This is a genomic window from Paenibacillus sp. FSL R7-0297 (genome assembly GCF_038009025.1).
GTDB lineage: Bacteria > Bacillota > Bacilli > Paenibacillales > Paenibacillaceae > Paenibacillus_AQ.
The window spans coordinates 411,732-430,111 of sequence record NZ_JBBPAQ010000001.1; the positions used below are offsets into that span (position 1 = coordinate 411,732).

The 18,380-nt window shown below is 51.0% G+C and carries 22 protein-coding genes and 1 riboswitch; of the genes, 6 read left to right on the forward strand and 16 right to left on the reverse strand.

The window, feature by feature from the left end:
* Positions 1-48: 48 nt before the first annotated feature.
* Positions 49-435, forward strand: a complete 387-nt coding sequence (locus MKZ24_RS01695) for an MGMT family protein (protein WP_081956354.1) — start codon at positions 49-51, stop codon at positions 433-435.
* Here the strand turns inward: MKZ24_RS01695 and MKZ24_RS01700 are convergent.
* From MKZ24_RS01700 to MKZ24_RS01735, 8 genes are all read right to left on the reverse strand, one after another.
* Positions 411-1,112, reverse strand: a complete 702-nt coding sequence (locus tag MKZ24_RS01700) for a DUF1361 domain-containing protein (RefSeq protein ID WP_042232287.1) — start codon at positions 1,110-1,112, stop codon at positions 411-413. The two genes, MKZ24_RS01695 and MKZ24_RS01700, sit on opposite strands and share 25 nt — an antisense overlap.
* Before the next feature lie 216 nt (positions 1,113-1,328).
* Positions 1,329-3,107: a SulP family inorganic anion transporter gene (locus MKZ24_RS01705; RefSeq protein ID WP_042232285.1), complete on the reverse strand. Its 1,779-nt coding sequence runs from the start codon at positions 3,105-3,107 to the stop codon at positions 1,329-1,331.
* 108 nt (positions 3,108-3,215) lie between these two features.
* Complete coding sequence (locus tag MKZ24_RS01710) at positions 3,216-3,542, reverse strand: ArsR/SmtB family transcription factor (RefSeq protein ID WP_039306638.1); 327 nt, start codon at positions 3,540-3,542, stop codon at positions 3,216-3,218.
* Positions 3,543-3,653: 111 nt separating this feature from the next.
* Positions 3,654-4,031, reverse strand: coding sequence for a hypothetical protein (locus tag MKZ24_RS01715; protein ID WP_042232283.1), 378 nt, complete (start codon positions 4,029-4,031; stop codon positions 3,654-3,656).
* Positions 4,032-4,095: 64 nt separating this feature from the next.
* A complete protein-coding gene (locus MKZ24_RS01720) occupies positions 4,096-5,724 on the reverse strand; it encodes a phospholipase D-like domain-containing protein (RefSeq protein ID WP_052415942.1) in 1,629 nt (542 codons plus the stop codon).
* A gap of 271 nt (positions 5,725-5,995) precedes the next feature.
* The gene (locus MKZ24_RS01725; protein WP_042232281.1) at positions 5,996-6,292 is read right to left on the reverse strand and encodes a putative quinol monooxygenase; all 297 of its coding nucleotides are present in this window, start codon (positions 6,290-6,292) and stop codon (positions 5,996-5,998) included.
* Between the two features lie 58 nt (positions 6,293-6,350).
* Complete coding sequence (locus MKZ24_RS01730) at positions 6,351-6,986, reverse strand: nitroreductase family protein (RefSeq protein ID WP_042232279.1); 636 nt, start codon at positions 6,984-6,986, stop codon at positions 6,351-6,353.
* Between the two features lie 39 nt (positions 6,987-7,025).
* Positions 7,026-7,454, reverse strand: a complete 429-nt coding sequence (locus MKZ24_RS01735; RefSeq protein WP_042133283.1) for a MarR family winged helix-turn-helix transcriptional regulator — start codon at positions 7,452-7,454, stop codon at positions 7,026-7,028.
* Positions 7,455-7,562: 108 nt separating this feature from the next.
* Between MKZ24_RS01735 and MKZ24_RS01740 the strand changes: the two genes are divergently transcribed.
* On the forward strand, positions 7,563-8,342 hold the full coding sequence (locus MKZ24_RS01740; RefSeq protein ID WP_042232276.1) for a carbon-nitrogen family hydrolase: 780 nt from the start codon (positions 7,563-7,565) through the stop codon (positions 8,340-8,342).
* A 513-nt stretch (positions 8,343-8,855) separates the two neighbouring features.
* Here the strand turns inward: MKZ24_RS01740 and MKZ24_RS01745 are convergent.
* Positions 8,856-9,752, reverse strand: a complete 897-nt coding sequence (locus tag MKZ24_RS01745; RefSeq protein ID WP_340781119.1) for a lipoate--protein ligase family protein — start codon at positions 9,750-9,752, stop codon at positions 8,856-8,858.
* 287 nt (positions 9,753-10,039) lie between these two features.
* Here MKZ24_RS01745 and MKZ24_RS01750 point away from each other — a divergent pair, with 287 nt between their 5' ends.
* A complete protein-coding gene (locus MKZ24_RS01750; RefSeq protein ID WP_042232273.1) occupies positions 10,040-10,942 on the forward strand; it encodes a CHAD domain-containing protein in 903 nt (300 codons plus the stop codon).
* A gap of 179 nt (positions 10,943-11,121) precedes the next feature.
* On the opposite strand, the gene MKZ24_RS01755 is transcribed toward MKZ24_RS01750, so the two are convergent.
* From MKZ24_RS01755 to MKZ24_RS01770, 4 genes are all read right to left on the reverse strand, one after another.
* Positions 11,122-11,463, reverse strand: coding sequence for a thioredoxin family protein (locus tag MKZ24_RS01755; protein ID WP_171719683.1), 342 nt, complete (start codon positions 11,461-11,463; stop codon positions 11,122-11,124).
* A 62-nt stretch (positions 11,464-11,525) separates the two neighbouring features.
* A complete protein-coding gene (locus tag MKZ24_RS01760; RefSeq protein ID WP_042232267.1) occupies positions 11,526-11,891 on the reverse strand; it encodes a MerR family transcriptional regulator in 366 nt (121 codons plus the stop codon).
* A gap of 137 nt (positions 11,892-12,028) precedes the next feature.
* Complete coding sequence (locus MKZ24_RS01765; protein WP_340781120.1) at positions 12,029-12,664, reverse strand: ThuA domain-containing protein; 636 nt, start codon at positions 12,662-12,664, stop codon at positions 12,029-12,031.
* Between the two features lie 73 nt (positions 12,665-12,737).
* Positions 12,738-13,460, reverse strand: a complete 723-nt coding sequence (locus MKZ24_RS01770) for an SDR family NAD(P)-dependent oxidoreductase (protein ID WP_042232263.1) — start codon at positions 13,458-13,460, stop codon at positions 12,738-12,740.
* Positions 13,461-13,693: 233 nt separating this feature from the next.
* On the opposite strand from MKZ24_RS01770, the gene ytxJ reads away from it, so the two are divergent.
* The 3 genes from ytxJ (at position 13,694) to MKZ24_RS01785 (ending at position 15,746) form a co-directional block, all read left to right on the forward strand.
* On the forward strand, positions 13,694-14,020 hold the full coding sequence (gene ytxJ, locus MKZ24_RS01775; RefSeq protein WP_039306673.1) for a bacillithiol system redox-active protein YtxJ: 327 nt from the start codon (positions 13,694-13,696) through the stop codon (positions 14,018-14,020).
* Positions 14,017-14,259, forward strand: a complete 243-nt coding sequence (locus MKZ24_RS01780; protein WP_340781121.1) for a glutaredoxin family protein — start codon at positions 14,017-14,019, stop codon at positions 14,257-14,259. The genes ytxJ and MKZ24_RS01780 overlap by 4 nt, the downstream gene beginning before the upstream one ends.
* 699 nt (positions 14,260-14,958) lie before the next feature.
* Positions 14,959-15,126, forward strand: a riboswitch (cyclic di-AMP (ydaO/yuaA leader).
* Positions 15,127-15,302: 176 nt separating this feature from the next.
* Positions 15,303-15,746: a hypothetical protein gene (locus MKZ24_RS01785; protein ID WP_042232257.1), complete on the forward strand. Its 444-nt coding sequence runs from the start codon at positions 15,303-15,305 to the stop codon at positions 15,744-15,746.
* Between the two features lie 502 nt (positions 15,747-16,248).
* On the opposite strand, the gene MKZ24_RS01790 is transcribed toward MKZ24_RS01785, so the two are convergent.
* The 3 genes from MKZ24_RS01790 to MKZ24_RS01800 all read right to left on the reverse strand — a co-directional run bounded on the left by MKZ24_RS01790 (position 16,249) and on the right by MKZ24_RS01800 (position 18,274).
* Entirely contained in the window at positions 16,249-16,437 is a 189-nt protein-coding gene (locus tag MKZ24_RS01790; RefSeq protein ID WP_042210345.1) for a hypothetical protein, read from the reverse strand.
* Between the two features lie 518 nt (positions 16,438-16,955).
* On the reverse strand, positions 16,956-17,153 hold the full coding sequence (locus tag MKZ24_RS01795) for a hypothetical protein (protein WP_042232253.1): 198 nt from the start codon (positions 17,151-17,153) through the stop codon (positions 16,956-16,958).
* Between the two features lie 257 nt (positions 17,154-17,410).
* Entirely contained in the window at positions 17,411-18,274 is an 864-nt protein-coding gene (locus tag MKZ24_RS01800) for a hypothetical protein (RefSeq protein WP_042232251.1), read from the reverse strand.
* Positions 18,275-18,380: the final 106 nt, after the last annotated feature.

The following is an 18,380-nucleotide window of genomic DNA, read 5'->3' on the forward strand; positions in this document are numbered from 1 at the left end:
CTAAGTACATACAGCGGATAGTTCTATTACAGACAAAGGAGCCTGTACATGACACCATTCACCAAAAGAGTGATCACCATTATTCAGTCCATTCCGGAAGGAGCCGTCATGACCTACGGTGGAATCGCCCGCGCGGCCGGAAGTCCCCGGGGAGCCAGGCAGGTAGTGCGCATTCTGCACTCCATGAGCAGGAAGTATAAGCTGCCGTGGCATAGGGTCATCAATTCCAAAGGAATGATCTCGCTTACCGAAGACGAATCCGGCTCACTGCAGCAGCTGTATCTGCTGGGTGAAGGGATTGTTATTGACGAGCGAGGAGTGATTGACCTTGCACGTTATCAGTATCACCCAGGACCCGGGCTGGAACTGGAACTAGATCCGGAGCAAGATTCCAACCTTTACGCTGAAGATCATCTTCTGCCGCCCTTCGAATAAGCTTTGCCGCTCCCGCTGGCAAGACCGTTCAGCAGACAATATAGCGTAGCATAAATCACCAGCAGCACAAAGGCTACGAACAAGCTGAAGAATACAGACTGCTGGTTCAGACTGGTGATCACCAGCTGATACAGCTGATGGCGGTCTGTCAGCACATCCCAGCTGTTCAAGCGGTAGACTCTGCCCAGTAGAACGCCATAACCGCCCATTACGCAGGCAAACAGCACGAAGATCCAGGACAGCACCCCATTGGTCTTGCGGTAGATCACATGCTGGAACTGGTACAGGGAGAAGAATCCGGTCAGCCAGCCGCTCCAGGTGAACAAGAGCAGGGTGGTCAGATCGTACCAGTACCGGTTCTGGATCGTCCCGCCGACGATGTATTTGCTTTTGCGGATGGTTAAATGCACGAGGTCAGTCATAATATAGGGCGCATTCGGGAAAAAGAGCATCCAGGCTATACCGAGCGGCAGAATCAGCAGCCCCCCGATCTTCCGCTTATCCAGCTCATGCGCGGCCATGGAGAAGAAGAACGGCACCCAAGCCAGAAACAGATTCCAGAGCAGAAAAGCATAGAACGTATCCGTCCGCAGCGAAACTACGCGATATACGGCAAGTGTCGCTGCCGTCATTCCAACCAGTAGTATAAATACCTTCGAATAATTCAGTTCCTTCATGAGAGGATAATCTCCTTACCTTGTTATATAGTTCAGCTATGTACACACTTCAATTGTCTTTTCACTCTTCTAATTGTACAAATATGGAACCGCTTAGTCCAACATTGTATGCGGCAGCTATACAAACAGCCCGGACGCGTAAATGTCCGGGCTGGAGCTGTTGCTATTGATGTTATTAATGTTAAGTCTGTATCAGCAGGAAACGGGTTCCGTTATCTACACCCCGCCGCTCAGCTTCCTGGCGACAGCCGGAGTACGCCCTTTGAAGGCTGCGCTGCGCGGGTAGGCCTCATCAAGCCCTGAGAATGCACTGCATTCTCTGAAGGCAGCATGCTTGCAGCCCAGGCAACGGCTGTAATCAATGCTTCCCAGCGCTTCATTGATCGCTTCCCCTGTATGATCATAGAACTGGGCAGCCCCGATTCTGTCATACAGACCTGTCTTCTTCAGCAGATCCAGCGGCTGGCTCTGGATACCGGAGATCATCAGTCTTCCGCCATCCGCGTGCAGCTGCTTCACCAGACCGGCCAGATTGGCTTCACCGGTGGTGTCCATTAGCGGCACCTTCCCCATGCGAAGCAGAATGACCTTCGGCTGATCCGGCCCAAGTCCCGGCATGGTACTGTCGAAGCGGTAGGCGGCTCCGAAGAACAGCGGTCCTTCGACATTATAGATTCCGATCTGCGGACAATCGTGGCTGTCCGTCACCATATGTGCCTCAACCTTCACGGAGGAAGGGTCCGGCAGCACTTTGGAGACCATGTGTACTTCTCCCATACGCTTCACGAAGAGTATCACCGCAAGCACCAGCCCCACCTCTACCGCCAGCGTCAGATCCGCAAACACAGTCAGCAGGAAGGTAATGAACAGCACCAGTGAATCCCCCGTCTTCAGCTTAAGCAGGTGAAGGAATTCCTTACGTTCACTCATGTTCCAGGCCACGACCATCAGGATCGGGGCCATCGCGGCCAGCGGAATGCTGGAAGCATAGGGTGCGAATAACAGCAGAATCAGAAACACAACAACGCCGTGAATGATACCGGAGAGCGGCGAAGCCGCACCGCTGCGGATATTGGTGGCCGTTCTGGCGATCGCTCCGGTCGCTGGTATTCCGCCGAACAACGGCGCAGCAATGTTGGCGATCCCTTGGCCGACCAGCTCGCGGTTGCTGTCATGGCGGCTGCCTGACATGCCATCGGCGACTACTGCGGACAGCAGCGACTCAATGGCGCCCAGCATCGCAATGATGAAGGCCGGGCGGATAAGCAGTCTGATCTTCTCCCAGGTAATGACAGGGAAATGAAAGCTCGGCAGTGTATTGGGGATATCCCCGTAAGCTGAACCGATCGTAGTCACCTTGCCGCTGAAGAATAGAGCAGCAATAATCGTAGCGCACAATAGCCCGATCAGAGAACCGGGCACCTTCGGCGCGAAGCGCATCCCCAGCACTACGACAGCCAGACAAATCGCTGCTGTCAGGATACTGTACAGATTGATTGTCGAGATATGGGCGCCGATCTCTTTCATATTGTCCAGGAAGCTCTCATGCCGCTCCATATCCCTAAGACCCAGAAAGTTGGCAATCTGCCCGCTGAAGATAATAACGGCAATTCCTGCCGTGAACCCGATTGTCACCGGCTTCGGAATGAACTTGATCAGCACCCCGAGCCGCAGAACGCCCATCACCACGAGAATGACCCCAGCCATCATTCCGGCAATCAGCAGATTCTCGTATCCATACTGCATGGCAATAGCGAATAAAATAGGAATAAACGCACCCGTAGGCCCGCCAATCTGAAACTTTGTACCGCCGAATAAGGAAATGAGAATACCGGCTACTATGGTCGTATAAATTCCGTACTCCGGTTTGACACCGGAGGCAATAGCAAATGCCATCCCCAAGGGGATGGCAATCACGCCGACAATCGTCCCTGAAATAATATCCTTACGCAGAGAAGCAATATTATAGCCTTTAAAACGGCCCCACCCTGTCATCATTTAACCTTCTTTTCTTTGAATATCTGATTATTTGAATATAAGACTCACATTACTCCTGCCTGCCGTTCTTGTCAACGGGGTAATCAGCCCCCCGGGAAGCCGGGGTCATTCGCTGCGGATGCCTTCAAGCAGGGAGATGGTGTTTACAAGATGATTGTCGAATATTTGTTTGGCTACAGCCAGAAGGTCTTTGATGAGAGGATCTCTGAGGGCATAAATTACGGTGGTTCCTTCCTTGACACTGGCCACTACGTTCTTGGCACGGAGTACGGCCAACTGCTGGGATACGGCAGAGCCTTCCGAGCCGAGGATCGCCTGCAGCTCATTCACATTCTTCTCGCCTTCACTGAGCAGCTCCAGAATGCGAATCCGCATCGGATGAGCCAGCGCCTTGAAGAATTCCGTCTTAAATTGTTGAATATCGCTGTTCATGGGACTTCTGCTCCTCTTGCTATACTTTCTAATGTATATTATCTTAGCTCATTTAGCTGAAGGTGGCTATGCCGGACAGGAAATAGTTAGTCCGGTATCCGCCCCGCAGGCTCAAAGATTGACAGGGTACAGCATGAGCTCCCCGGTTCTGATCTCCACGAATCCGCCCAGCGCCATCGGTTCACCCAGGCAATCGAACATGATTACATCGCGGCCAAGCCGCAGATACCCGGTGCCGTCCTCCTCAATATTCTCCAGTATACCCGTCAATATGACAACCTTCCCGTCCATACGTATCTCAAAGCGGCCTCCGTGCGCCGGCACAATATCCACCCAGCGCATGAACAGCGAGGGCAGCTCAAATTCAGCCTCGCAGGCCTCCCCGGCAGCCACAGCGGCACCGCGCCAGGTTCCTCTGCCCTCGCCGAATTCGGACGCGAAGAGTACCTCATCCTTCTTCAGGCTTGTCCCAAGTATGTTAATGTTCATCCTCTTTAGCTCCATCTTCATATGTTATACCGCTCATTATACATGACATGGACCAGCAGGCATATCAGGTGTAATTATGCGTCGCCTTGTTCAGATACGTGCTGGGATGCAGCCAGGGGTACTTGAAGAATTCGTGCTTGTCGCTGATTTTACGGGATACCCCAAGATCATAATCTATCATCCGTTTCACCTTGTCTGCGAACGGCTCACTCTTAACCAGCATTCCCATTTCAAAATCGTGGCAGGCACTTCGTTCGTTGATATTATAGGAGCCGTGAAATACAGCCCGCGCTCTGTGGTCATAAGTGATTTTCCAGTGGGAGAAGCGTTCTGTAAAGCTGTAGTCATAGAAGGACACCCCATTGCAGAAAGGAATGTACATATTGCTGCGCACAGCTGCCTTGTTCGTAGGATGATCATTGACCTCAAGCGAATTGCATATCGAGATATGGCAGGAACACTCCGGTCCAACTTCACCGAGCCGGTCCCAGAAATCTTGGTCGATTAGGTAAGGATTCACAATAATTGTCTCTTCGGCGGCATACGTAAGCAAATCCAGATAATACTGCTGAATTAGATTCACCGGATTTCCGGGAAAACTTAGAAAGAGCGTGCATTCTTCCCCGCCGAATTCATAGTTTCCTGCAGGGTGGTAGAACGGCGCTTCCACCTCAAAGTGATCTCCTCCAAGCAGAAGCCACCTGGCGTGAAAAGCCTCATTCAGCGGCCGGGCAGCCTCCCCTTGAATCCGGAAACAGCCGTCATGCCACTCCTCTTCCCTGGAGGGAATCCCAAGCGGTCGTCCGTCTATCTGTTCAGTTGCCGATTCCTGGATAGGCGTCGCAAAAGTATATTGGTCACCGATATTCAGACTGCCTATAACGGAGGTTATCCCGTCAATGACCATAAATTTACGGTGGTCGATCACATTCAGCCCGGTAATTATCACATCCTCCTGTACCTTGTCCTGCAGAAAGAGGATACTTTCAGGGACGCCCTGAGACTTCAGTTCCTCACGCTTCACTGCCCATTCCGCAGCAGCGTAGCAGGAATGAAATGTATCTTTCAGCCGGGCTCCTGCCTGCTCAAGAACTTCTGCAATCTCAGAGAAACTTCCTACTTCAAGATTACTTCCGTATCCCATGGCGGTGACGGTGTAATTCACCAGCATCCGGACTTCTACTCCCCGCTGAAGCGCATAAAGCAGCTCCGAAGCGATCAGATTTCCCGAATGGTCATTGAAGAACAGCATCACGGACAGATGGATATAGCGCTGTGCATTGCGAATCTCTTCCAGCAGCATCTCCAGGCACTGCGGCCCGTTCACATAAGGATCTACCCGGTTATGCCGGGTAGTCTGCGGCGCCAGCGCTCTAAGCTTGCCGGAATCGAGGCCGGACACGGCTGATGCGAGCTGTTCAAGCAGCTCCGGGCTGAATCCGGGAAGCTCCTCCAGCTGCCGGACATCGGTGATCACACCCCCATGCTGTGCCTGCCGGTAAGCGCGGACAACCGCACTGTCCAGAATAGGCTCAATAATAGAATCGGCGGCGTCCGTGTTCTTAGCGATAGTTCTTAATGAGCCGCCGGATATCCGGTAATTCACGTAATCCGCGAGATCCTGCCGAAGCCGTTCATCCCACTGCGCTGCAGGTAATTGCGGCAGTTGCTTGTTCCTATGTATATTTCCCATTCGATCCCCTCATCCCTTTCATCCCCCACTCTCTTCAGGTCCTGCCTGCGCGTTACAGCGCGTGTAAGGGTAAGCTTAGTTACCCGGCACGCCTGTTTTATAAACGTTCTGCTTCTTAGCAATGTTTTCTTCCAAATCCTGCTGCGGATGCAAAATGGGAAACCCCGGCAGCCGTTAGGACTGCCGGGGTTTCCCAGGGGGGATATTAGCTAGCTTAGGAGAGCTACAGAACTATAGCCCGGAGGGCATGCTCCCCCTCTTCAAGCCGGAATTATTTGCTCAATTCTTCAGCGTTATACAGCTTAACATCGAGCGGTGCAGTCAGGAATTCTCCTGCTTTGGCGGCGAAGCCGGTGAAGTGCGGGCTTGTATTATGGGCGGCTACAGCCGCCTGGTCACGCCAGATCTCGACCATAATGTAGGTATTTCCGCCAGCTGTATGCTTATACAATTCATAAGAGATGTTGCCTTCTTCTTCGTGGGTTGCGGCAACCAGGGTCTTCGCGACTTCAAGGAACTCCTGCTCCCGTGCGGGATTTACCTGAAGCAATGCATGGGTAATAATCATCTAGTATTCCTCCTAAGTTTCTTGAATATTAGCTTACACGGCCAGCACTATCCAATGTTTATTTCCACTGGGCAACGGTGTTAACCGGTAGACGGACGGATGCATAGCCTTCTTCAACCGCTTTCCCGACCGAAATCAGCATAACTGGAATATAACGTTCTTTGTCCATATCAAACAATTCCGCAATCTGATCCTTCTCGAAGCCGCCGATCGCGTTCGTGTCATAGCCGTGGGCGCGGGCTGCCAGCATCAATTGCATCGAGACCAGACCCGCATCAATCATTACCGTTTCTCTGTTCACGTCCGCAGGCAGCTTCGCGAAGTGGGCACCCAGGGCAGCCAGCTGTCTTTCTTTTACCTCAGCAGGCATCAGCCCGCGTTCTACCGCAGTCCCGTAGATTTCTTCAGCATAATCGAAGTTGTTCAGATCACCGAATACGGCAATCATTGCTGCGGAGGTTTCTACCTGAAGCTGATTGAATTTGGCAATGGTGGCCAGCTTGGCTTTGGCTTCCGGGCTTTCGATGATAAGGAAACGCCAAGGCTGCATATTCACGGAGGAAGGGGCCAGAGTCGCTTCAGTAAGGATTTCTGTCATTTCCTCTTTGCTGATTTTGACGGAGGTATCGTATTTGCGGATTGAGCGGCGTCCTGTAATAATGCTTGTGAAATCATTGTTTCTGGTTGCGTTCATGAATAATTAACTCCTTTATGGTTTGATTATAGGTGACGGCTACAGTAGATTAATATTATATTGCAGCCGGGTAAGCATCTCTGCGAGTACGGTACGTTCCTGTTCATTGAACCCGGTAAGCAGTTCGCTGATGAAGCGGGTCTTCTCTTCCCGGTAGGAATTAATATGTTCCCGGCCGTGATCGGTCAGGGAGACGAGGGTGACCCTGTTATCGGCAGGATTATTCCGGCGGGCAATCATTCCGCTGTCTTCAAGTCCTCTCAAGTGGCGGGTGACCGCTGCGGCATCGATATCGAGTGTCTTTTGCAGCGAAATCTGGCTGATCTCGGAGACTCGAAACAATTCCTGGAGAAGGCGGAACCGGGTGGGTGTAATGCCAGCACAGCGCTCGAATTTCGGGCTGATTCCCTTATGCAGCGCCTGCAGCAGCTCAAAGATCGTATCTTCATCGGGCAGATGTTCTGTCAAAATTAACCCCCTTACGCAAATATATTGTGCAAAATCTTTTTGACAAAGATTACTTTACACCGAAATCATTGACCCGTCAACTAATTAAAAAACAGAGGAGACCGCCTTATGAAAATAGCCCTGATTCAGCTCGATATAGCATTCGGCAATCCGGAGGTGAATTATGCTGCGGCAGAACGAAAAATTCGCGAAGCCGCCGCCGGCAACCCGGACTGCATAATCCTTCCCGAATTGTGGACGACCGGCTACGATCTGACCCGGCTGGATGAGATCGCTGATCACGGGGGCCAGGCTGCCGGGGCACTGATTTCCAGTCTAGCCCTGGAATATGGGATTAATATCATCGCCGGCTCAGTCGCCGTGAGACAGGATACCGGAGTCACCAATAGCATGTTCGTCTTTGACCGTACCGGAGCACTCGCCGGGCAGTACAGCAAGCTGCATCTGTTCAAGCTGATGGATGAGCATCTCTACCTCCAGCCCGGCTCTGCCAAAGGACTGTTCAAGCTGGACGGCACCTTATGCGCCGGATTAATCTGCTATGACATCCGTTTTCCGGAATGGGTCCGTGTTCATATGTCAGAGGGCGCAGAAGTGCTATTCGTCAGTGCAGAATGGCCGCTGCCCCGCTTATCCCACTGGCGGGCGCTGCTGATCAGCCGGGCTATTGAGAACCAGTGCTACGTGGTGGCCTGCAACCGCTCCGGTTCTGATCCGGCCAACATTTTTGGCGGCCATTCCATGATTATTGACCCTTGGGGAGAGATTGTGAGCGAGGCTTCCGGCAGCGAAGAGATTCTCAGCGGCGAGATCAACCTCGCCAGGGTGCAGGAAGTGCGCGGGCACATCCCGGTCTTCTCCGACCGGCGGCCGGAGCTGTATCTGTAGGGCGGGTAAGACGCCCTCTCCCGGGATTCAGGGGCACTTCTGCCCCTCATTTCAGCCAAGTGACCACTTCCATCAGATTCAGGGGCACTTCTGCCCCTCATTTCCGCCAAGTGCCCGCTTCCCTCGGATTCAGGGGCACTTCTGCCCCTCATTTCCGCCAAGTGACTGCTTCCCTCAGATTCAGGGGCACTTCTGCCCCTCATTTCCGCCAAGTGACTGCTTCCCTCGGATTCAGGGGCACTTCTGCCCCTCATTTCCGCCAAGTGCCCACTTCCCTCGGATTCAGGGGCACTTCTGCCCCTCATTTCAGCCAAATACCCTCCCACCAACCAACTTAAAGGGATTTCCCCCTCCTCCTCCCCAAGCAGCAAAAAGCGCAGGCGAATTTAGCTCGCCTGCACTCGTCTTCATTTGCCTGCACCCTTCTCGTGTGCACCTGTCTGCACTCTTCAATGGCCGCCCGCTCGCCGCTCTCCACGCTCCCAAGGACTCCCGTTACATTGCCTACTTGCTTCAGCGCGCGTATCGCTCCCGCAGCACATGCGCCGCCTGCAGTACCCGCGGATCGCCGTACTGAAGGCTGTAGCCGGTCTCCTGCTGCAGGCGATCCGCAGGCTTCAGCAGCGTGCCCCGGCGGGCAACCGCCTGCCGGATGCCTGCGGTGAAGACTGCGGCCGAATCCGGGCCGCCAAGCTCCCCGAGCGCGGCGATCGTCTCCGGCTGCACGCGGGGATATTCCAGCGATTCGTCCCCGTCCGCTGCCTGTGCATAGAAGCTGCGGATGAGTTCTCCGCGCGCTTGCCCGGAGCCGGACACGACAACAAACGCGTGGACGAAGTACGCATTGCTCTGTCTCCGCTGGGCAATGCCGCAGAACTTGCGGCCGCCGATAGCCAGGTCGAAGTCACCGGGGCAATACGACCCGGTGACTTCTTCGGCACGGATCAGAGCCGCCGCCTGCGGATGGCTCACAGCTACGGCTTCGGCAATCAGCGAAGCCAGCAGCCGGAAATCATCGTGAAAGTCCAGCTTGCCCGGACGTTTGGGCAGCAGCAGGGACACGCTCACGATCCCAGCATCCAGCGGCACCGCAGCGCCGCCTGAATGCCGGACCGCCGTGCGAATTCCCTGCGCCTCAAGCGCCTGCATCGCCGCTCCTGCACGGGGCAGCCTGCTGTCCCGCAGCCCCAGCGCCACACCGCCCGGGTGGCTCCAAAGATGCAGTACCGGCGGAACCTGTCCGGCTCCGACATCCCGGCACAGCATTTCCTCGAAGGCAAACGGAACCAGCATTTCCTGCCCGGATTCCGTTTCCTCCGTTTCCCCGCTCAAATGCGTGAAGAGCACCATCTCTTCAGGCAGCCTGCCCGCCACTCCATTTTCCAGCACATTATAAGGTTCACTTCTCATTCGGATTGCCTGCGAGTCCCACTGACTACCTCTTTCCCGGATACGGCAGGCCGGACACCGCCCTGATCCCGCAAGTTACGCTGCGTATTCCGCTGTGTTGTAATTACACTTTCTTAATTAATCCTATTGTAACCGATCTGCGTCCTGGCCGCGAAGCCCCCGTAATATAGACTCTGTATTTGAAATGGCGGCTGGAACCCGTTATCCTTAGAGGGTAAGAAGATAATCCCAGCCATAAGAATCGTGTTGAAGCTCATGCTATACACAACCCTTAGGAGTGATGCCGCATGACAACCGAACAACTGACAAAGGACAGGCAAGTAAGCAAGGCCAGACAATGGGAGCAGGCAATGAACAAGCTGTATATCAACTTCCGGGACTACAGCCAAGATGTGCTGAAGGGCTTCGGAGATGAAGATATTCATCAGGCCAGAGTCAACAGCCGCAAGCTTCTGACGCTCCTGTCCATTCTTGATCCGGGCCATTCGGCTACGGAAGAGTTGTACAGCACCTTCAAGCAGGCACAGAAGAAGCTCGGCAAGGTACGGGACGCAGATGTACTGATCGCATCGTTCAAGGAACGGCGCAAGGCCGCCAAAGAGGCGGGCGATGTCAAAACCGCCGAACTGCTCACAGCAGTAATCGAACACCAGAAGGCCAAGCGGAAGATATTCCGCAAGAAGCTGGAGGAAGGGCTCCCGAAGCTGTCCGGCAAAGCTCTTGATGCGCAGTGGACCCCTTTTATCGATACACAGCTGGAGCCGCTCGCCGCCAAAAAAGATGCCAATGTGGTCATGCGCGAGCTTGAGGTCGCTTTTGAGCAGAAGAAAAAAGCCTGCAAGACCCTGTTCAAGGGGCCTGAGGCTGAATCGAAGGAAGCCTTCGAAGCTCTTCATGAGCTGCGGATTGCCGCCAAGCATCTGCGCTATACCGCTAACGCGGCCGCTTTTGCGCTGAATCAGAAATTCCATGCCCACGAGGCCATCTACAAGGATATTCAGGAGCAGCTCGGGGTGATTAATGATAAGCGGGTGTGGCTCGAAACACTGAATTCCATTGGACGTGAAGAGCTGGATGTCGGCAAAAAAACATGGGCGGCATTCACCGAAAGTCTGCGCGCAGAGGTACTGGAAGCATTGCACCAGAATGAGGTTGTCCCTGTTGTTCCTGCAGCAGAGAGCACGAAATAGCGGCATTATATATATTTCCGGTAAATACAAAGGCAGAACGCTGCATGATCCTCATGCGGCATCCTGCCTTAATTCTTGGGCTGCGGGTGCCAGGAAACGCTGCCTGGGAAGAATCGCGGGCCTGTGCTCCACCATATCGGCGGCAAAGCGGCGCTACCGCCCCTCCCCGTTACAATACCTTAAAGAGTACCGCGCACCGCTCCGGCAACTTTGTTCAACACACCCTGATATACGGATTTTGGCCGCAGGCCGACCAGCTTCTCCACAGGTTGACCTCCGCTGTATACGATCACTGTCGGCATGCTCATCACCCCGGCTTCCGATGCAAGCTCCGGCAGTTCATCACAGTCCACCTTAATCATACTTACGTCATCCCCGTATTCGGCATTCAGCTCTTCCAGAATCGGCAGCAGGGTTCTGCAGGGCGGACACCAGGACGCACCGTAATCCACCAGCACGGTTCCGCCGGCCTTCAGCTGTTCACGTACAGCTCCGGCGTTATCGGCAATTATCATAGCCATCTTAAGCCCTCCCACAAAATTTAACATTCAATATTCACAGAAACAACTTCAATCGATCCGCCTTATTCCGCTTCATTCTGCTGCTCTTGCAGAATTGAAGCCATCCGCTCCTGCAGGTTCAGCTTGATCTGATTCAGCTCAATCAGCTGACGTTCAATCTCTTCCAGCTTGCTGCGGTACAGCGGCATCACTTCTGCACAGAACGCCTCTTTATTCTTCAGAACACAGTGCAGGAATCCGGCAATCTCTTCTGTCGACAAGCCAAGATTCAAATACAGCTTAATCGTCTCCACCGTATCCACGGCAAGCGGAGAGTATTCACGGTACCCGTTGTCCTGGCGCAGCGGTTTGATCAGTCCCTGACGCTCATAATATCGCAATGAACGGACGCTTACGCCCGTAAGTGTGGCTAATTCACCTATTTTCATGGTATTCTCCCCGGGGTTCATGAGAAATGGTCTGCCCTCAGTATAAACCCTGACACTAGTGTCAGGGTCAAGGTGTTTTTTTAGAATAAACAAAAGAAACCAGCCTAAGCATAACTTAAGCTGGTCGCCACATTATCTTACAGCAGTCCGGCTGCCCATAACCCGCCTCTGCGGATCATCAGGCGGAACGGCTCTACCGAGAAGGAAGGCAGATGATGGCCGGGCATCAGGTAGACTACCCGCCCTTGTCCGAATTCATGGCACCAGGCCGCCTGCCGCATCGCCCCTCCATGGGGATATTCTGCGAGAATGGTTGATTCGAAGTATGGCACCTGCTCAAAATAGTACGGCTCATCCTCAATCACAAAGTCATTGATACCCTGCATAATCGGATGCTCCCGGTTGGGAATCGTCATATGAAGCGCGGTATAGTCCGGATGATGGGTGAAATGGGCGCCCAGCATTACGCCGAGCTCCTGATTGCGCTGCAGGGAGATTCCGTTGTGCACTACGAGCAGCCCCCCGCCGCCAGCCACATAAGACAGCAGGGCACCGCTCTGCGCAGCGGATAATTTCTCATCAGAGAATTCAGTATAGGAGACCACCAGCTTGCAGTCCGACAATTGTTCCTTGTTCATCAGCCCGTAATCCTCAGTCGAAGCCACCTGAAATTCCGGTTCCAGCAGTTGCTCAATCTCGCGGTCAACTCCGTCGAACGGATGGTACTTAACCTCGGTATAGCTGCCAAACGCAAGTGCTTTGAAGGAAGTCATTGCATTCACACCTCTCTTGTTACAAAGTTAATCTATAATTTATTAGTCCATTATTTCATATATAGCGCTGCTGTTACCAGGGCCAGTGATTGCCGTCCAGATCGATGTAAACCGGTTCCTCGCCCAGATACTTCTTATGCTCCTGAACAATATTCATGATCTTATAGGCCGACTCCTCGGGAGTTGTCACCGCTTTCAAATCCTTCTCTCCGTATATGCAAGACTGCAGCCACCCGGGATGGAAGACCATGACCTGTCCGCCCAGCATACGCAGATGGTTGTGCATCAGCGAGGACTGCATATTCAGCGCCGCCTTCGACATGCAATAGCCGTACATATTAATCCTTTTATTCCGGCTGATACTGCCGGCCTCTGAGGAGATGTTAATAATCAGACGCTGTTTGCTCTGCAGCAGCAATCCCATGAGCGCATTGCTCACTCTGAGCGCACCGAGTGTGTTCACATTATAGAGCTGCGCCATGGCCTCATCATCCATATCCACGAGTATTGTTGCTTTGTCTGCGCGGTGGATAATACCGGCATTGTTGATAATAATATCGATATGGCCCGTACTGCCGGCAATACTCCGTGCTGCTTCCTTCACACTCTCTGCGCTGCCGATATCAAGAGGGACCAGCATCAGCATGTCCTGGTATTGCGCTTGCAAAACTCCCAAAGCCTCCGATTCTGCTAAATACTGGCCAGCAAAAACTGTGTACTTATTCTCCAGAAGAAAGCGTACCATGTAAAACCCGAGCCCGCGGTCAGCACCGGTAACAAAAGCGACCCTTTTCATGAATTGCACACCCCTCATACCTGCTTATTTATGCGCAGAGCGTTACTGCATCTCTCACACATTAGCATGGCATTTAGCCTTTAACAACATCCCCCAAGGGAGGGGGGGATAAGCCTGCTGAACATTCTTTTGCTTTAATTTTGAACTATGTTACAATCAAGAATAATAGTTGTTAACAACACAATTGTTGACAAGATGCTTTCAAAATTCTATTCCAGAAAGGTGATCCTCTGATGTCTATTCAACAAATCCATACACTGGATGAACTGCAACAATACGTAGGGCAACCCGGCAAAAAATTGCTCTTCAAGCACAGCACCACCTGCCCGATCAGCGCCAAAGCAAATGAGGAGTTCCAGGCCTATACACAGAATTCCGACACGCCTGCCGCCATTGTACATGTTATCGAAGACCGTCCGGTTTCCAATCAGATTGCCGAGGATTTCGGGATTAAGCATGAATCGCCGCAGATTTTCCTGCTGGAGGATGGTGAGGTCCGCTGGAACACTTCCCACTGGAAAATCACCCGTGGCGCCATCAAGGAAGCTGTGGAGCAATGAGCCAGAACGTAATCATCTATTCCACATCCGGCTGCAGCGACTGCAATCAGGTGAAGCAGCTGCTTGAGAGCAAGGGCATTCCCTTCGAAGTCAGAGATGTGATGACCAGTACTGTCTATCAGGAAGAAGTCGAGAAGCTGGGCTTCATGGGTGTTCCAGTCACCGTATCCGGAGACCGGGCTGTCAAGGGCTTCAATCTTCCTGAGCTTCAGGAGCTTATTGAAGCAGCTGGTCGTTAATAAGCTTACCCGTATGCAAAAGGGTGCCGCCCTCCCAGCAGGGCCGGCACCTTTTTAGGGTTCAAAATTATTCTGCCGGGAAAAAACTCCGTCATAGCTTCACTCCGTTTCCACACCGCCGGGCGAAGGCATCCACCGATGACGGTTCCAGCAGATCCAGCGCCTCTTTATTGACAGTCTGCCCTTACAGAATCAAATGATAATCCCTGGAGTATGGTCCAAGTCAAGCATTCGGAAAGCGGGAATTAGGCCCTCCGGGATGTATCGTTTGCAGGGCTAGAACGGAAGCATTTTCGTAAAATCAGACTCTAATTCAGGGACAATTTGTAAACCGCCATAATTACCCTAATAACACAATCACGAATCTATTTGCCTGACGGGTAACGCATACAATAACATTTATCTCCCGTTATCTCCCGATTACTCACTAATACACCATTTTTCAAAAATCCATTATCGACGGTATTTCCGTCTAACGCATTAATATTTCCGGAGTTCCCCTGCCACTGCCTCCCAAAAATAAAAAACGGCGATTGAGCGAGATAAACGGATGATAACCGGCCACATATATGGTTTTAGTCTCCAATATTCCTTGCGAAGCAGCAATTTATTGCAAATCCGGCGCAGAAGCACTCTTTTCCATTTTTACAAAGACAATCCTAAAAGGGTATGATTCGTGTTGAAAGTTAACAGCGATAATGTGAATGCACGCTGAATTTCCGCCAAGCGGAAAACGGGGGAACCATCAGGCCGCAGGCCTACTTGGGGTGAATCCGAAGGAGACTTCAATTGCGCAGTCTCAAAAGGTAGGGCGACTCTCACCGTCCGAATCCGACAGCTAACCCCGTAAGCGTAAAGAGAGAGATCTTGATCCGCCACGATTTTGCCCCAGGCTTCTTACGCCTGTAACAAAACCGCAGCAGAGGTCCTCCTCTGTCTGCGGTTTTTTGCGCACTTATTCCGGCGGATCAGCATTTCGGCAAACCAATCAGCTATATATCCAAACAATAAAATCGCCCACATTCAGGAAGGAACGTGTCCACATGCCAGACCCATTATCGACCAAGGCAGCTGCCGCTGCCGGATTCACCGGCTATATTGAGCAATACAGCGGAACCGTATATGCACTTAGCTGTCTTCTGCTGGAGAAGGGCACCCGCGCCGATCAAGCCACAACTGCCACATTCGCGGCACTCTTTGAGCCTTGGCTAAAGGGTAGCATCCAATCGGACTTCTCCCTTGCCGCCTACAGGGAATGCATCCGGCAATGCTCGCTGGTTGCTCAAGACCGCGGCCGCTGCTCTTCTGCCTTGCTCACCTGGGAGGATCAGATTGCCAGCGCCTTATGGTACGGCATCCAGCTGCCGCTGCCCGAGATCAGCCTCATCCTGCAGCGAAGCGTTCCTGAGCTGAAAGCGCAGCTCAGAGAGATTCGCGAACATATGGCTGCTGCGCGGCCAGCTGTCCCGCGTCCGTCGGCGGGATAGGGAAAGCTGCTGGGGCCTGCACCAATAGACTCAGGCAGGCTGCTGCGATCTATGCGGACTGTAGATCCGTTATTTCGTCCGGTCAGGCCATTCAGCGATCCATGCGGACTCAGAGGACCTTAACTAACCCGTTTCGCCTCATTTTGAGCTCCATCGAACAATATAAGCGCTCCTGAGTCCGCAACGAGCAAAAAAGCAGGCTTTTTCACAAAATAAGGTCCTCTCAGTCCGCGTAGCACTACGTATGGGAGAATTCCGCTGACGGCAAGCTAATAAGTTCTCATTCCCTTAAGGCTCCAGGTTACGCTCACTGAAGCTCCCAACTTATACACATGCACGCCTTTGGCAATGTACATTTGCCTGACAATAACGAAAAGCCGCAGCTTCCGCCACGGCTCTCTATTTGCTCTCGTGCCAGCGCTTAAAACACTAACACTTGTATTGAATTCACTAACCAACCCATACCCTGTTCTTGCCTATGCTGTCTGCTCCATTCCAGAAATCAGCGCTTGCCCTTGCCGCCCTTAGCGAACCGCCAAAAAGCCATGCAGCATCCGAGCAGCCCGACGCCCAGCAAGATGGTCTGCAGTGCTCCCAGCCAGGTTGATTTGTCCGACGGGATCAGACTGCTGATAATGATCAGCAGGATGGAGACCGCGACCAGCACGGGGGTTTGTCTACTTTTTTTCACGAAAAATCACCACTCCTAATTACTAATATTACTAAGGTACACTATCTGCGGGGTTTTAACCAGTTTGGGGGGGGTTGTGATCACTCTATAGAACAGCATTATTCATAAGCCCAATCCGGTTGATTCGCTAAATCACTTACATGCAACTAATTAATAACATCCTATCCCCCGCTTCACATAAGTCTATCTGTTTAGATACGAGGATTAACAATAACATTGCAAATCAGTTTTATCGTGGATATAATATGTCTGTAATAACTATTTAGTGAAATTAAAGGAGACCGGGCTATGACGGAGTTTTGGGAAACAAGCTTCATAGAAAAACAAACGAGACCTGATGCGCCTCGGATAGATTCCGGTACCGCATCGCCTGCCTTGCCTGCTCCAGCAGTTCGGGCACTTGGCTGAGTGCTCCGGCCTGACCGGAGACCATAATCGTTACATTCAGCTTGAGGATTCCGCCCAGCGACGAGATCAGCTCCTGAGCGAAAGCAAGCAGCCTTGCCTATATCCACAAATTATTTCATGCTCTTAAATCCCTTATTCTTAAGGAACATCGAGACGGCCAGCGCCAATACGATGATCCCGCCCCCTGTCATGAATCCCTTAAAATATATACGCACTTCAGATCCGTTAGACGGGGTTATCAGACTTAGCATAATGAGCATCAGACCCGAGAATACCATCATCACGAATTCCTGTTTCTTTTTATCCATTCTAAACACTCCCCAAAAGGTAAGTAGTACTTTGTTTATCTTTGGACTGTGAGCAGCCATTATAGATCGGACAAAAAGACGCCGAAAAGGATGCTTTTTTAATACCCAAATCAGACTATCGACAACTTGAAATCAGATAAGGCGTGTTTTTATCATGTATAAATCAGATTTATTCAGAAGGCATTATTCTATGCTTAAAATAAGCATCTTACACCATTAAATCAATATGTTAGACATCTTAATTCATTTTCAATCCACTAACTAAAAACTGCGACGAATTGGCTCATAGATAAAACCTTTGTTTTAATTTCAAATGCATCATATAAGAACTTAATTTTTTTCAATGTTTTTTTATCTTCAGAAATAAAATATTCTGCACCCATACCCCAGAATGCATGATTCTCATCTCGAAGAATGTTATCTAATGTATTTTTTTCAGTAATGCCTTCTTTAAACAAAGGGTGAAAGTCTAGCAGCATGTAGCCATTGCTGAGCAACAATCCAATAGGTAACGGTTCCTTTGAATTCATTTTAGACCATTGAATAACAGCATCCTTCCATCCTGCTTTCAATTTTTCTATATCAGAAACATCTAATAAATCAAGAATAGGCGACATATATTTAAGCAGGTAACTATACTCCATATTATTCCGATCTGTGCTTTCTTTAACAAATTCCATTACCCTATCACGTAGATTTTTGTATGAATCTACAGATGAAAAAAAATTAGTGAGTAATTGGTTTAGAGTGTTCTTCTCATTGTTATCTGCTTGTTTAAGTATTTCTTGTTTAAATAATCTGACTGGTGATATCTTTGAAAGTATTATGCGGCTTAACTCTTCGCTCCAACCAATCACCCAACCGTCAGTAATTTTCTCGAGAAACTCCAAATCTCCTTGAACTTCCATTTCATATTCAGGTTTAAATCGGTTTATTCTATCATTAATATGCGCGAGGCTAAAAGGGAGCCTATATTTTTTTTTACTTATTTTACGAACAATCTCTCCGAACTCCATATCTAAAGCTAGCTTGTTTGCTCTCGGATTTTTTATATACTTGACTACATTCCAGTCTATATAGACATAGGGTGAATGCAAGTCAATTTCTTGGTTAATTTCCATTATATACACCGACCTTAACTATAATTTCCTCATACTGCGATATATTTTTTTGTATTTCAACACTAATTGGTCAATTCGTTAAAATAGTCAACTATATAGATTGAAC

Excerpts from the sequence above, each read along its gene's own strand:
- MKZ24_RS01705 (WP_042232285.1), bottom strand. The coding sequence starts at position 3,107 with ATGACAGGGTGGGGCCGTTTTAAAGGCTATAATATTGCTTCTCTGCGT.
- MKZ24_RS01760 (WP_042232267.1), bottom strand. The coding sequence starts at position 11,891 with ATGAAAATAGGTGAATTAGCCACACTTACGGGCGTAAGCGTCCGTTCA.
- MKZ24_RS01740 (WP_042232276.1), top strand. The coding sequence starts at position 7,563 with ATGAAAATAGCCCTGATTCAGCTCGATATAGCATTCGGCAATCCGGAG.
- MKZ24_RS01800 (WP_042232251.1), bottom strand. The coding sequence starts at position 18,274 with ATGGAAATTAACCAAGAAATTGACTTGCATTCACCCTATGTCTATATA.
- MKZ24_RS01715 (WP_042232283.1), bottom strand. The coding sequence starts at position 4,031 with ATGAACATTAACATACTTGGGACAAGCCTGAAGAAGGATGAGGTACTC.
- MKZ24_RS01750 (WP_042232273.1), top strand. The coding sequence starts at position 10,040 with ATGACAACCGAACAACTGACAAAGGACAGGCAAGTAAGCAAGGCCAGA.
- ytxJ (WP_039306673.1), top strand. The coding sequence starts at position 13,694 with ATGTCTATTCAACAAATCCATACACTGGATGAACTGCAACAATACGTA.
- MKZ24_RS01720 (WP_052415942.1), bottom strand. The coding sequence starts at position 5,724 with ATGGGAAATATACATAGGAACAAGCAACTGCCGCAATTACCTGCAGCG.
- MKZ24_RS01780 (WP_340781121.1), top strand. The coding sequence starts at position 14,017 with ATGAGCCAGAACGTAATCATCTATTCCACATCCGGCTGCAGCGACTGC.
- MKZ24_RS01725 (WP_042232281.1), bottom strand. The coding sequence starts at position 6,292 with ATGATTATTACCCATGCATTGCTTCAGGTAAATCCCGCACGGGAGCAG.
- MKZ24_RS01710 (WP_039306638.1), bottom strand. The coding sequence starts at position 3,542 with ATGAACAGCGATATTCAACAATTTAAGACGGAATTCTTCAAGGCGCTG.
- MKZ24_RS01785 (WP_042232257.1), top strand. The coding sequence starts at position 15,303 with ATGCCAGACCCATTATCGACCAAGGCAGCTGCCGCTGCCGGATTCACC.
- MKZ24_RS01730 (WP_042232279.1), bottom strand. The coding sequence starts at position 6,986 with ATGAACGCAACCAGAAACAATGATTTCACAAGCATTATTACAGGACGC.
- MKZ24_RS01795 (WP_042232253.1), bottom strand. The coding sequence starts at position 17,153 with ATGGATAAAAAGAAACAGGAATTCGTGATGATGGTATTCTCGGGTCTG.
- MKZ24_RS01695 (WP_081956354.1), top strand. The coding sequence starts at position 49 with ATGACACCATTCACCAAAAGAGTGATCACCATTATTCAGTCCATTCCG.
- MKZ24_RS01745 (WP_340781119.1), bottom strand. The coding sequence starts at position 9,752 with ATGAGAAGTGAACCTTATAATGTGCTGGAAAATGGAGTGGCGGGCAGG.
- MKZ24_RS01755 (WP_171719683.1), bottom strand. The coding sequence starts at position 11,463 with ATGGCTATGATAATTGCCGATAACGCCGGAGCTGTACGTGAACAGCTG.
- MKZ24_RS01765 (WP_340781120.1), bottom strand. The coding sequence starts at position 12,664 with ATGACTTCCTTCAAAGCACTTGCGTTTGGCAGCTATACCGAGGTTAAG.
- MKZ24_RS01700 (WP_042232287.1), bottom strand. The coding sequence starts at position 1,112 with ATGAAGGAACTGAATTATTCGAAGGTATTTATACTACTGGTTGGAATG.
- MKZ24_RS01770 (WP_042232263.1), bottom strand. The coding sequence starts at position 13,460 with ATGAAAAGGGTCGCTTTTGTTACCGGTGCTGACCGCGGGCTCGGGTTT.